This window comes from Microbacterium sp. BF1, from assembly GCF_019279095.1.
GTDB classification, from domain to species: domain Bacteria; phylum Actinomycetota; class Actinomycetes; order Actinomycetales; family Microbacteriaceae; genus Microbacterium; species Microbacterium maritypicum.
Window position 1 is genome coordinate 1 of record NZ_JAGYWT010000022.1, and the last position, 11,788, is coordinate 11,788.

The following is an 11,788-nucleotide window of genomic DNA, read 5'->3' on the forward strand; positions in this document are numbered from 1 at the left end:
CCATGCGTGACACCTCGGAGCCGCGCGAGTCGCGGCCGGGCTTCTCGGGAGGCCACGCAGGTCCGACCTCGATGAACTCCCGGCGGCAGGCGACGACCACTGCGACGACGAGGATCATCCATGCGAGCACGAACGGCACGGGGAAGCCCAGCTGCGCGAGCAGCAGGAGCACGGCCAGGGCGAGAACGCCGCCGATCCCCAGGATCAGCATCCGTCGCTTCATCGCCACCCCTCCTGGATGCCTCGGAGGCACTGGGAGGCGCGGGCTCGATCGCTCTCGTCGGCGTCATGACCGCCGAAGCGGACCTGCTCGTAGAGGGCAAGCAGGGTGACCACGTCGGCGGCGATTCCGGCGCGCCGACCGATGATGCGCACAGTGAACTCCGACGGGGTCTCATTGCGTCCTCGCCCGGCACCGGCGTCCGCCGCCGACTCCTCCAGGCCCACCCACGCTGCCACGATGCTGTCGCCGGGCACGGGGCGGTCGTCGATCGTCCGCAGGGCTTCCGCGATTCCTCGTCGGATCGTCGCCTTGTCCGGCTCGACATCCGTCACGGGCGCGGCCACGACCTGGATGGCGACCTGCGCCGCCTCTCGGCGCGCGAGCGGGCGGTCACCCCACAGCCCCACGAGGTAGCGGATCAGGAGCCGCATACCGAGATAGGCCATCGCGAGCACAGCGGCGACGACGACCGCGGCGAGGATGGTGCCGATGATCGCGAGCAGCGGCGAATCCTCCGGAGGCTCCAACGGCGGGGGTGCGGTCTCCGTCGGCGCGGTCAGCAGGACATCCTCGCCAGTGCGCCCCTCGGTGTCGTCCAGCCCCCCGCCGAACTGCGGAATCCCCTGCGTGGCCGCCGCGAACATGATCGTCGCGAAGAAACCTGTTATCGCGAGCAGCGGGAGCAGAAGCCTCGTTCGATGCCGTTCTTCACCGGCACGCTGCCCCTCCGGAACCGAGGGCTCGGAGCGCGACATGCCTCCACCCCTAGGGGGCTGCTCCCCCGCCACGGGCCCGACCGCGCCGTGAGACGACTCGTCAGACGAGGTCAGGGCGCCGACCGGCGAAAGGGCCGAGACCGTCCCGAAGGGCCGCGATCTCGTCGACGCCCATGCCCACCGCCGCCATGACCTGGTGCGGAACGTCGATCGCCCGGTCACGGAGGGCCGACCCCGCTGCGGTGAGTGTGATCTCCAGACGTCGTTCGTCCTCGCTGCTGCGCTGACGTGCGACCAGCCCCTCGGCTTCGAGCCGTTTCACCAGCGGCGATGCGGTCGCCGGCTCCATGGCGAGGTCGACTGCCAGATCGTTGAGCGTGCGCGGGGCCCTCTCCCACAGCGCCAGCATGACGAGGTACTGCGGATGCGTGAGGCCCAGCGGCTCGAGGATCGGGCGATACAGGGCGACGACGTTGCGCGCCGCTGTCACCAGGGCGAAGCAGAGCTGGTTCTCGAGCCGGAGCAGGTCGTCGGATGCCGTCACAAGGGAGACTATACATCTGCACTAATAGTTAGTACACTAACGAACATGGCAAAGGATTCCGATCGCCCACCCCTCCGCACTCGCATCCGCGACGCAGGAGGGTTGTACGCCTGGGTGAACACGAACCTCATCCGGTTCGCGGGTCCCGCATCCGTCGGTCCGTACGAGAAGACCCCGCCGCCCAGCGCTGCCGAACGCGCAGAGCGCGCCTGCCCGCTCTGCGGCGCTCCGATGACGAAGCACGAGATCGACCGCACCGGGCCCAAGACCCTGGTGCACTGCCCATAGCGTCAGTCCTGCTCCGGCGTCTCGACCGCCGAGCCCGTCGACTCGCGGGCGACATCGAGCCAGAATATGAGCTCCGTGTCGTCTTCGATGGCACCGGGCACCACGTCGATCCACCCCGAACCCATCGTGCGCGAACCCATCACCGCACGTGCGGCTCCGGGGTGCGTGAGCAGCGCCGCGCCGTTCTCGTCGTCGACGCGCACCAGGAGGACTCCACCGGGACGCGCTCCGACGAGGATGTGGCCGTCATCGAGGAACGCCCTGGTGCCGAACATGCGCCGCTCTTCGATCCAGGTGTCGGCCCCCAACAAGGCACGCACCCGGTCGGCCAGCTCGTTCCCCGCAGCGTCCATCGACCAGCCCCCGTCTACGCGTGTCCAGCGCGCTCCATGGCGCGGAGCTCCTTCTTGAGATCCTGCACCTCGTCACGCAGACGCCCGGCGAGTTCGAACTTCAGCTCGGCGGCCGCGGCGAGCATCTGGTCGGACAGGTCCTGGATCGTCGCCTCGAGCTGCTGCGCACCCTCGGCTGCGATACCCGTGCGCCGCAGGTTGGGCGTCGGCGATTTGCCCTTGCCCGTCGCGCGGCCTCGACCCGACAGCATCTCCGCCGTGTCTGCACCCTCACGGGCGAGCACCTCGGTGATGTCGGCGATGCGCTTGCGGAGCGGCTGCGGGTCGATGCCGTGCTCCTTGTTGTACGCGACCTGCTTCTCGCGTCGCCGGTCGGTCTCCTCGATGGCCTTCGTCATCGAGTCGGTCATCTTGTCGGCGTACATGTGCACCTCGCCGGACACGTTTCGAGCGGCACGACCGATGGTCTGGATGAGGGAGGTGCCCGAACGCAGGAAGCCCTCCTTGTCGGCGTCGAGGATCGCGACAAGGGACACCTCTGGCAGGTCGAGACCCTCACGCAGGAGGTTGATGCCCACGAGGACGTCGTACACCCCGGCGCGCAGCTCGCTGAGCAGCTCGACGCGACGCAGCGTGTCGACATCGGAATGCAGGTAGCGTACCCGCACCCCGTGCTCGCCGAGGAAGTCGGTGAGCTCTTCTGCCATCTTCTTCGTGAGAGTCGTGACGAGCACGCGCTCGTCACGCTCGACTCGCAGGCGGATCTCCTCAAGCAGATCGTCGATCTGCCCCTTCGACGGCTTCACCACGATCTCCGGATCGACAAGGCCCGTCGGGCGGATGATCTGCTCCACGATGCCGTCGGCGATCCCCATCTCGTACTTCCCGGGGGTGGCCGAGAGGTAGACCGTCTGCCCGATGCGGTTCTTGAACTCGTCCCATCGCAGCGGCCGGTTGTCCATCGCGCTCGGCAGGCGGAAGCCGTGGTCGACGAGCGTGCGCTTGCGAGAAGCATCGCCCTCGTACATGGCGCCGATCTGCGGCACGGTCACGTGCGACTCGTCGATCACCAGCAGGAAGTCATCCGGGAAGAAGTCGAGCAGGGTGTGCGGCGGCTCGCCGGGCGCACGTCCATCCATATGCCGCGAATAGTTCTCGATGCCGGAGCAGAAGCCCAGCTGCTGAAGCATCTCGAGGTCGAAGGTGGTGCGCATACGCAGACGCTGCGCCTCGAGGAGCTTGCCCTGCCGCTCGAACTCGGCCAGACGCTCTTCCAGCTCCGCCTCGATCGTGCCGATCGAACGCTGGATGACGTCGGTGCCGGCCACGTAATGCGAAGCCGGGAAGATCGGTACGGCGTCGAGCTTCTCGATCACCTCTCCGGTCAGCGGGTGGAGCGAGTACAGCGCCTCGATCTCGTCGCCGAACAGCTCGATGCGGATGGCGTGCTCTTCGTAGACGGGAATGATCTCGATGGTGTCGCCGCGCACACGGAAGTTGCCGCGCGAGAAGTCGACGTCGTTGCGGTTGTACTGCATCGCGATGAACTGCCGGATGAGCGCGTCACGGTCGTAGCGCTCCCCCACCTGCAGCGCGACCATGGCACGCAGGTACTCCTCCGGCGCCCCGAGCCCGTAGATGCACGACACTGTCGAGACGACGATGACGTCGCGGCGGCTCAGCAGGGAGTTCGTCGTGGAGTGGCGCAGTCGCTCGACCTCGGAGTTGATCGACGAGTCCTTCTCGATGAAGGTGTCGGTCTGGGGCACGTAGGCCTCGGGCTGGTAGTAGTCGTAGTACGACACGAAGTACTCGACCGCGTTGTTCGGCATGAGTTCGCGGAACTCGTTCGCGAGCTGAGCGGCCAGCGTCTTGTTGTGCGCGAGCACGAGCGTCGGGCGCTGGACCTGCTCGACCAGCCAGGCCGTCGTCGCGGATTTTCCGGTACCGGTCGCGCCGAGCAGGACGACGTCGGTCTCGCCCGCGTTGATGCGTGCCGCCAGGTCGGCGATGGCCTTGGGCTGGTCGCCTGCAGGCTCATACTCGCTGATGACCTCGAAGGGTCGGACACTGCGCGTGGGTTGCATACCTCCAGCGTATGCCGCCCCTCCGACATCGGGGCCGCTGCCCGATGACGAGATGTGCTCAGGCAGATGACTGGCCGCTCGACGCACGACGCAGTGCCGAGAAGGCCGCGAGAGCGGCGGCCGCGCACATCCCGACGATGACGGCGACGAACCACCCCCAGCTCGCGGCCCCGAACACGAGACCGAGCATCCAGCCGAACAGACTCGATCCCGCGTAGTAGGCGAAGTAGTAGAGGGACGAAGCCTGCGCCCTGCTGGCAGGACCGGCGGCGACAGGTGTCCACCCGGAGGCGATGGCATGGGCTCCGAAGAATCCTGCGGTGAAGAGCACGAGCCCCGGCAGCACGATCGCCACCATCGGCACCAGCAGCAGAACCGCACCCGCGGCCATCACACCGATCGAGGAAAGGAGTACGGGGAAGCGTCCGATCCGCGAGGCGAGCGCGCCGGCCCACGGAGAGGAGGCGGTGCCTGCCAGATAGGCCAGGAAGAGCAGCGGCACCAACCAGGCCGGCAGAGCGAACGGCTCGGCCGAGAGATGGAAGCCGAGGTAGTTGTACACCGCGACGAAGGCCCCCATGAGCAGGAAGCCCTGTGCATACAGCGCCCATTGCAGCGACGAGCGCAACGGCGCGCGGAGCTTCTCCAGGATGCCGGGATCGCGGTCCACCCGCAGGCGTCCGGGGACGAACCCTCTGGCGCGGGGCGTGAGCCAGAGGAACAGTGCAGCAGCCAGCGCGCACATCAGCGCGACGGAGAGGATTCCGGCACGCCATCCGCCCACTTCCCCGACGATCCCCGACGCGATGCGGCCGAGGAGTCCGCCTACTGTGGTTCCGGCGATGTAGCTCCCTGCGGCTGCGGCGGCGTGGCGTGCCTCGACCTCCTCGCTGAGGTAGGCCAGGGCCACAGCCGGCACGGCGCCCAGTGCCACTCCCTCCGCGAATCGGAGGGACAGCAGCGTGATGATCTCGCCGCTCAACGGCGCGGAGAGCCCCAGCACCGTCGCCGTGAGAACGCCCGTGGCCATCGCCGGCACCCGACCGATGCGATCGGCCACGACCGACCAGGGGATGACGGCCAGTGCCAGACCGAGGGTGGCCGCCGACACGCTCAGGGCCGCCGTGGCCGGGCTGACGGAGAGGTCGGACGAGATCTGCGGCAGGACGGCCTGGGCGGAGTACAGCTGCGCGAACGTCGCGATGCCTGCGAAGAAGAGGCCGACGATCAGACGCCGATACTCGCGCGAACCCGGCGCGTGACCGGAGAAGGTCACTGTTCGCTGATCCGCTCCCAGAGGGCGTCCGTCTGCTCGAGCGTGCGCTCCAGGGTGTCGGAGGTATCGATCACGACGTCGGCGATCGCGAGGCGGCGGTCATCGGAGACCTGGGCGTCGATCCGGTCCTGCGCCGCGTTCTCATCCATCCCGCGCAGGTCGACGAGCCGCTGCCGACGCACCTCTGCAGGCGCATGCGCGACCACGATGAGATCCCACGGGTCGTCCACTCGCGCCTCGACGAGAAGGGGCACGTCGTAGATGACGACGGCTTCCGCGTCGTCGGCGAGGGCGGCATCGAAACGTCGCTGCGATTCCTCGCGCACCGCAGGATGCACGATCGCGTTCAGCCGCGTGAGGAGGTCGGCATCGCCGAACACCTTCGCCCCCAGCGCGGCTCTGTCGAGGGAGCCGTCCGGTGCGATGACGGCAGTGCCGAAGGCCTCCGCGATCCGCTCGAGAACCGGTGAGCCTGGCGACTGCACGTCCCGAACGATCTGATCTGCATCGACGATGACGGCGCCGTGCTCTGCCAGGCGCCGGGCGATGGTCGACTTCCCGGAGGCGATGCCGCCGGTGAGGGCGATGAGGGGCATGCCGCCAGTCTAGGCGTCGTCGAGATCGTGTCTCATCGGGCGAGCAGCTGACGGCGCGAGCTGATCACGCCGGTGTCGAAGCCAGCCAGATGCAGTCCGCCGTGGAATCGCGCGTGCTCGATCTTGATGCAGCGGTCCATGACCACCGAGAGACCGGCACCCTCGGCGATCGCTGCCGCGTCCTCGTTCCACGATCCGAGCTGCAGCCACAGCGTCTGCGCCCCCACCTCGATGGCTTCCTGGGCGACGCCGGGAAGGTCGTCATGACGACGGAACACGTCGACGATGTCGGGCACCACTGGCAGGTCGCGCAAGGTCGCGTAGACGGGCTGTCCGAGGATCTCGGTCTCGCGCGGGTTCACCAGGTACACGTCGTAGGCCGTGCTGGAGAGCAGATACGTCGCCACGAAGTACGACGCGCGTGCGGGGTTGTTGGACGCTCCGACGATCGCGATCGACTTCGCGCGTCGCAGCAGTCCGAAGCGCTCCTGCTGGGTCGGCCCGATCCAGGTCCGCCCCGGCATCGTCGGCACCGCACCGGGGAGGGTGCAGGCCGCAGCATCATCCGTCACGGAGGGCAGCGCGCACGCATCGCCCGAGGTGGTCGCGCTCATCGGTTCGCTCCTGTCGCCGCGGTGAGGGCCTGATCGAGGTCCCAGACGATGTCCTCGGCATCTTCCAGTCCGACCGAGATGCGGATCAGGTCCGGACGCACACCCGCGGCGACGAGCTGCTCCTCGGTGAGCTGGCGGTGCGTCGTCGAGGCCGGGTGGATCACCAGGGTGCGGGCATCGCCGATGTTCGCGAGGTGCGAGGCGAGCTGCAGGTTCTCGATCAGGCTCTCCCCCGCCGCTCGACCCTCCGGCGACGCGACGCCGAAAGCGAAGACGGAACCGGGTCCGAGCGGCAGGTACTTGGCCGCGCGGTCATGATGCGGATGCCCTTCGAGCCCTGCCCAGGTCACGTACGCCACGCGCGGGTCGGAGGCGAGCCAATCGGCGACGATGCGAGCGTTCGCGAGGTGCGCGTCGATGCGCTGCGGAAGGGTCTCGATCCCCTGGAGCAGATTGAACGCCGACTGCGGACTGAGCGCGGGACCGATGTCACGCAGCTGTTCGGAGCGGAGCTTGGTGAGGAACCCGTACTCGCCGAAGTTGTCCCACCATTTGATGCCGCCGTACGAGTCGACGGGTTCGGTCATCTGCGGGAACTTGCCGTTGCCCCAGTCGAACGTGCCCTTCTCGATGACGACGCCGCCGAGCGTGGTGCCGTGCCCGCCGAGGAACTTCGTCACGGAATGGATGACGATGTCGGCGCCGTGTTCGAGAGGACGTGCGAGGTAGGGGGTCGCCAGCGTCGCATCGACCACGAGCGGCACACCCGCCGCGTGGGCGACGGCGGCGAGCCCCTCGATGTCGGCGATCTCACCCGACGGATTGCCGATCATCTCGACGTAGACGACCTTCGTCTCCGGGCGGATCGCGGCGGCGAAATCGGCCGGGTCCGTCGAGGCGACGAACGTGGTCTCCACGCCGAAGCGGCGCAGCGTGACGTCCAGCTGAGTGATCGTTCCGCCGTACAGCTGCGCAGCGGCGACGACGTGATCGCCCGCGCCGACCAGAGCGGCGAACGTGATGAATTCCGCGCTCATGCCCGAGGCCGTGGCGACGGCGCCGATGCCGCCTTCGAGCGACGCGAGGCGCTCCTCCAGAGCGGCGACCGTGGGGTTCCCGATCCGGGAGTAGATGTTGCCGTACTTCTGCAGGGCGAAGAGGTTGCCGGCGTCCGCCGCGTCGTCGAAGACGAACGACGTCGTCTGGTAGATCGGCACAGCCCTCGCCCCGGTCGAGGCGTCGGGGGTTCCACCGGCGTGAAGTGCTCTGGTGCGAAATCCGAAGCGATGTTCTTCCGTCATGATGTCCTCAGTTCAGCGGCGGCGAGCACGTCGGCGATCTCATCGACGGCCCAGGGGTTCTGCAGCGACGTGGTGTCTCCGAGCGGCTGGGCTTCGCGACCGGCCCGTCGATCCTGCTCGGCTTCCCACAACTGCGCCAGGAGTCGTCGCATGATCTTGCCCGACCGGGTCTTGGGCAGATCGGGGACGACCACGATGTGCTGGGGCTTTGCAACGGGACCGATCGACTGCGCGACCTGAGCGCGCAGGTCGGCCGGATTCACGTCGGCACGACCGGAAGGCGTCACGAAAGCCACGACGGCCTGACCGGTGACGGGGTCGGAGACCCCGGCGGAGCCCGCCTCGCCGACCGTGTCGTGTTCGACGAGAGCCGACTCGATCTCGATCGTGGAGAGCCGGTGCCCCGAGACGTTGACGACGTCGTCAAGGCGACCGAGGATCCAGATGTACCCGTCGGCGTCCCTGGTCGCGCCATCACCGGCGACGTAGAAGCCGCCGAAGCGTCCGTGACCGGAGAATGCCGACCAGTACGCGTCGCGATAGCGCACCGGATCGCCCCAGACGGTGCGGGCCATCCCGGGCCACGGGCGGCGGACGACGAGCGTCCCCGAGCGACCGGGTGCCACCTCGATCCCGTCGGCGTCGACCACCGCGGCGTCGATCCCCGGCAGCGGCACCGAGGCCGAACCGGGCTTGAGCCGCGTGACGCCCGGCAGCGGGGCGATCATCGCGGCGCCGGTCTCCGACTGCCACCACGTATCGATCACCGGCAGCTCGTCACGGCCGAAGTTCTGCCGGAACCAGATCCAGGCCTCGGGGTTGATGGCCTCGCCGACCGTTCCGAGCAGTCGAAGGGTCGACAGGTCGTGGCCGCCCGGCAGCTCGGCGCCGAACCACGTCATGAAGGTGCGGATCAGCGTGGGTGCCGTGTAATACACGGTGACCCCGTACCGTTCGATGATCTCGAGATGGCGCTCCCGATGCGGCGAATCCGGCGTCCCCTCGTAGATGACCTGGGTGAGCCCGTTCGAGAGCGGGCCGTAGATCTCGTAGGTGTGCGCGGTGACCCAGGCGAGGTCCGCCGTGCACCAGTGCACGTCGTCCGGCTTCGCGTCGAAGTGCGCCCAGTGCGCCCAGCTCGCCTGCGTGAGATACCCTCCCGAGGTGTGCACGAGCCCCTTCGGCTTCCCGGTGGTGCCGGAGGTGTAGATGATGAAGAGGGGATGCTCGGCGTCGAACGCCTGGGCCTCGTGGGTAGACGGCGCGGTGTCGACCACGTCGTGCCACCAGAGATCGCGCCCGTCGGTCCACGGCACGTCCTGACCGGTGCGCCGAAGCACGAGCACGTGCTCGAGGTCGGGAAGACCGGCCGCCGCGACGTCGGCCGTGGTCTTGACCACGGTGGCGACGCCGCGACGATACTGCCCGTCGCTCGTCACCAGCAGCTTCGCGCCGGTGTCTTCGAGGCGGAAGCGTACGGCCTCGGCCGAGAATCCGCCGAACACCAGCGAATGCACGGCACCGATCCGGGCGCAGGCGAGCGTGACGACGATCGTCTCCACGAGAACGGGGAGGTAGATCACGACGCGGTCGCCCGACTGGATGCCGAGCGCGACGAGGGCGTTGGCGGCGCGGGAGACCCGCTGCTGCAGGTCGGAATAGGTCACCGCGACGCGGTCGCCCTGCTCGCCCTCGAAGTGCAGGGCCACCCTGTCTCCGTGGCCGGCATCGACGTGTCGATCGACGCAGTTCGCGGCCACGTTGAGCCTGCCGCCGACGAACCAGCGTGCCGCAGGAACCGCGTCGCCGATCGGCGGCTCCCACTCATGGGCGGTATGCCACGGCTCCGACCAGTCGAGGCGGCGGGCAGCATCCTCCCAGAACGCGACGGGATCTGCTGCCGCGCGCGCATAGGCCTCCCCCGTGACGTTCGCATGCGGGAACTCGTTCGAGGGCTCGTAGACGCGTGTCTCGTGCAGCCGGGCCTCCGTCACGCTCACACCCATCGTCGGAGCAGGTACTTCTCCACCAGCACGAGGATGCCGTTGGTGAGGGTGCCCAGCAGTGCCAGCAGAACGATCGAGAGCAGGATGCGGTCGACCCGGCCGCTGTTCTGGGAATCGGTCAGCAGGAAGCCGAGGCCCATGGACGACGCGATGAGCTCGGCGGCGACGAGGAACAGCCACGCCTGGGCGAGCGCGAGGCGAAGGCCGGAGATGACGGAGGGCACGACGGCGGGCAGTTGCACGATGCGGAACAGCGACCATCCGCGCAGGCTGAACGATCGTCCGGCCTCGACGAGCTGCGGATCGACGTGACGCAGCGCCGAGGCGACCGTGGTGTAGACGGGGAAGAACGCCCCGATCACGATGAGCGTGACCTTGGACTCCTCGCCGATCTGCATCCAGAGGATCAGCAGCGGCACCCAGGCGAGCGAGGGCACCGCACGGACGGCGGCGAGCGTCGGGCTGAGCAACACGTCTCCCAGCCGCGACAGCCCCACCACGCCGGCCACGGCGAGCCCGATCACGGATCCGATCGCGAATCCGAGCAGCACGCGCTGCACGGAGATGGCGATGTGCGTCCAGAGCTGCCCGCTCTGCGCCAGCTCGACACCGGCCTGGAAGACAGAGGCGGGTGTGGGAAGACGGTACGACGGAATCGCTCCGTTCGTCGTCACGACCTGCCAGACGATCACGATGATCGCCGGCAGTACGAGCCCGGCGATGATCCGCGCCGCGGGTCGATCCCACGTGCGCCGAACGACGGGATCAGGGCGCCGGAGCTCTCCCCTGGCGAAGTCGAGGGCGTCTTGCGAGTCCGCAGGGACGATCACCCGCTGGTCGAGATCGCTCACTCGCCGTCGACCGCCTTCTTGGCGAACGTGTCGTTCACGAGAGACGACAGTGCCTTGTCGACGGATTCCTTGCCGCCCTGCACGTCGCCGGACTCCACGAGCACGGGAGCGATCTTCTCGAGCACGGCGACCTGGTCGTCTCCGGGGATCCCGCTCACGTCGAGATTCGAGCGCTCCTCGATCACGGTGGTGGCGACCCCGATGTCGATGCCGGCGACCTCGGCGAGAAGCGCCGCGGTCTTGTCGGGGTTCTCGAGCGCCCACTCACGGGCCCGCTCGTACGCGTCGACGACGGCCTGCGCCAGGTCGGGGTGGTTCGTGATGAACTCCTCGGTCGCATTGAGGAAGCCGTACGTGTTGAAGTCGACGTTGCGGTAGATGAGCTTGTCGCCGGACTCCGCCTCGGCCGCGGCCATGATCGGATCGAGACCCGACCACGGCGTCGACCGAACCACCGTCGAGAGCGGCACGGCCGTCGGCGTGCTGAAGGTTCTGCACCTCGACGTCGGACAGAGACAGACCGCCCTCTTCGAGCGCCTGCAGCAGGAAGAAGTAGGGGTCGGTGCCCTTGGTGGCTGCGACGGAGGCGCCCTTGAGGTCTTCGATCGAGGTGATGTCGCTGTCGGGTCCGACGACGATCGCCGCCCACTCCGGCTGCGAGAAGATGTCGATGACCTGGATCGGCGAGCCGTTCGCCCGGGCCAGGAGCGCAGCCGATCCCGCCGTCGATCCGACATCGACCGACCCGGAGCGCAGCAGCTCGTTGGCCTTGTTCGAGCCGGCGGACTGCACCCACTCGACGGTGATCTCGATACCGAGGCTCAGCGGGGTGACGTCGATGAGGAGAACGTCCTTGCGCTCACCCTTGAGGACACCGGCCTGGAGCGCGGCGCCGACGGCGACGACCTCATCCGGGTTGACGCCCTTGTTCGC

The 11,788-nt window shown here is 68.2% G+C and carries 11 protein-coding genes and 2 pseudogenes; 1 reads left to right on the forward strand and 12 read right to left on the reverse strand.

The window, feature by feature from the left end; genetic code table 11:
• From KZA10_RS01595 to KZA10_RS01605, 3 genes and pseudogenes are all read right to left on the reverse strand, one after another.
• Window positions 1-223 (reverse strand): annotated as a pseudogene (locus tag KZA10_RS01595) (hypothetical protein); the annotation flags it as partial.
• Complete coding sequence (locus KZA10_RS01600) at window positions 220-978, reverse strand: DUF4129 domain-containing protein (RefSeq protein ID WP_218681997.1); 759 nt, start codon at window positions 976-978, stop codon at window positions 220-222. The pseudogene KZA10_RS01595 and the gene KZA10_RS01600, both read right to left, overlap by 4 nt.
• A gap of 61 nt (window positions 979-1,039) precedes the next feature.
• On the reverse strand, window positions 1,040-1,483 hold the full coding sequence (locus tag KZA10_RS01605; protein ID WP_218681998.1) for a MarR family winged helix-turn-helix transcriptional regulator: 444 nt from the start codon (window positions 1,481-1,483) through the stop codon (window positions 1,040-1,042).
• Between the two features lie 45 nt (window positions 1,484-1,528).
• Between KZA10_RS01605 and KZA10_RS01610 the strand changes: the two genes are divergently transcribed.
• A complete protein-coding gene (locus KZA10_RS01610; RefSeq protein WP_141386165.1) occupies window positions 1,529-1,771 on the forward strand; it encodes a hypothetical protein in 243 nt (80 codons plus the stop codon).
• A gap of 2 nt (window positions 1,772-1,773) precedes the next feature.
• Here the strand turns inward: KZA10_RS01610 and KZA10_RS01615 are convergent, their stop codons facing one another.
• From KZA10_RS01615 to KZA10_RS18485, 9 genes and pseudogenes are all read right to left on the reverse strand, one after another.
• Entirely contained in the window at window positions 1,774-2,124 is a 351-nt protein-coding gene (locus KZA10_RS01615) for a TfoX/Sxy family protein (protein ID WP_229778856.1), read from the reverse strand.
• Window positions 2,125-2,138: 14 nt separating this feature from the next.
• Window positions 2,139-4,211: an excinuclease ABC subunit UvrB gene (gene uvrB, locus KZA10_RS01620; protein WP_127482217.1), complete on the reverse strand. Its 2,073-nt coding sequence runs from the start codon at window positions 4,209-4,211 to the stop codon at window positions 2,139-2,141.
• A gap of 58 nt (window positions 4,212-4,269) precedes the next feature.
• Window positions 4,270-5,487 (reverse strand): MFS transporter, encoded by a 1,218-nt coding sequence (locus KZA10_RS01625; RefSeq protein WP_218681999.1) that lies wholly within the window; start codon window positions 5,485-5,487, stop codon window positions 4,270-4,272.
• The gene (gene coaE, locus KZA10_RS01630) at window positions 5,484-6,083 is read right to left on the reverse strand and encodes a dephospho-CoA kinase (RefSeq protein WP_141386167.1); all 600 of its coding nucleotides are present in this window, start codon (window positions 6,081-6,083) and stop codon (window positions 5,484-5,486) included. The genes KZA10_RS01625 and coaE overlap by 4 nt, the downstream gene beginning before the upstream one ends.
• A gap of 32 nt (window positions 6,084-6,115) precedes the next feature.
• The gene (locus KZA10_RS01635) at window positions 6,116-6,607 is read right to left on the reverse strand and encodes a CoA-binding protein (protein ID WP_055869131.1); all 492 of its coding nucleotides are present in this window, start codon (window positions 6,605-6,607) and stop codon (window positions 6,116-6,118) included.
• Window positions 6,608-6,693: 86 nt separating this feature from the next.
• Window positions 6,694-7,998, reverse strand: a complete 1,305-nt coding sequence (locus KZA10_RS01640; RefSeq protein WP_055872354.1) for an O-acetylhomoserine aminocarboxypropyltransferase/cysteine synthase family protein — start codon at window positions 7,996-7,998, stop codon at window positions 6,694-6,696.
• Window positions 7,995-10,004: an acetate--CoA ligase gene (gene acs / locus KZA10_RS01645; RefSeq protein WP_218682000.1), complete on the reverse strand. Its 2,010-nt coding sequence runs from the start codon at window positions 10,002-10,004 to the stop codon at window positions 7,995-7,997. The genes KZA10_RS01640 and acs overlap by 4 nt, the downstream gene beginning before the upstream one ends.
• Window positions 9,995-10,855 (reverse strand): ABC transporter permease, encoded by an 861-nt coding sequence (locus KZA10_RS01650; RefSeq protein WP_218682001.1) that lies wholly within the window; start codon window positions 10,853-10,855, stop codon window positions 9,995-9,997. Before KZA10_RS01650 ends, acs begins: the two co-directional genes overlap by 10 nt.
• Window positions 10,852-11,788: pseudogene (locus KZA10_RS18485) on the reverse strand (aliphatic sulfonate ABC transporter substrate-binding protein); the annotation flags it as partial. The pseudogene KZA10_RS18485 and the gene KZA10_RS01650, both read right to left, overlap by 4 nt.

Bases quoted from the DNA above. Each gene is read 5' to 3' on its own strand.
- uvrB (WP_127482217.1), bottom strand. From the start codon at position 4,211: ATGCAACCCACGCGCAGTGTCCGACCCTTCGAGGTCATCAGCGAGTAT.
- KZA10_RS01640 (WP_055872354.1), bottom strand. From the start codon at position 7,998: ATGACGGAAGAACATCGCTTCGGATTTCGCACCAGAGCACTTCACGCC.
- KZA10_RS01615 (WP_229778856.1), bottom strand. From the start codon at position 2,124: ATGGACGCTGCGGGGAACGAGCTGGCCGACCGGGTGCGTGCCTTGTTG.
- KZA10_RS01635 (WP_055869131.1), bottom strand. From the start codon at position 6,607: ATGCCGGGGCGGACCTGGATCGGGCCGACCCAGCAGGAGCGCTTCGGA.
- KZA10_RS01610 (WP_141386165.1), top strand. From the start codon at position 1,529: ATGGCAAAGGATTCCGATCGCCCACCCCTCCGCACTCGCATCCGCGAC.
- KZA10_RS01600 (WP_218681997.1), bottom strand. From the start codon at position 978: ATGTCGCGCTCCGAGCCCTCGGTTCCGGAGGGGCAGCGTGCCGGTGAA.
- acs (WP_218682000.1), bottom strand. From the start codon at position 10,004: ATGGGTGTGAGCGTGACGGAGGCCCGGCTGCACGAGACACGCGTCTAC.
- coaE (WP_141386167.1), bottom strand. From the start codon at position 6,083: ATGCCCCTCATCGCCCTCACCGGCGGCATCGCCTCCGGGAAGTCGACC.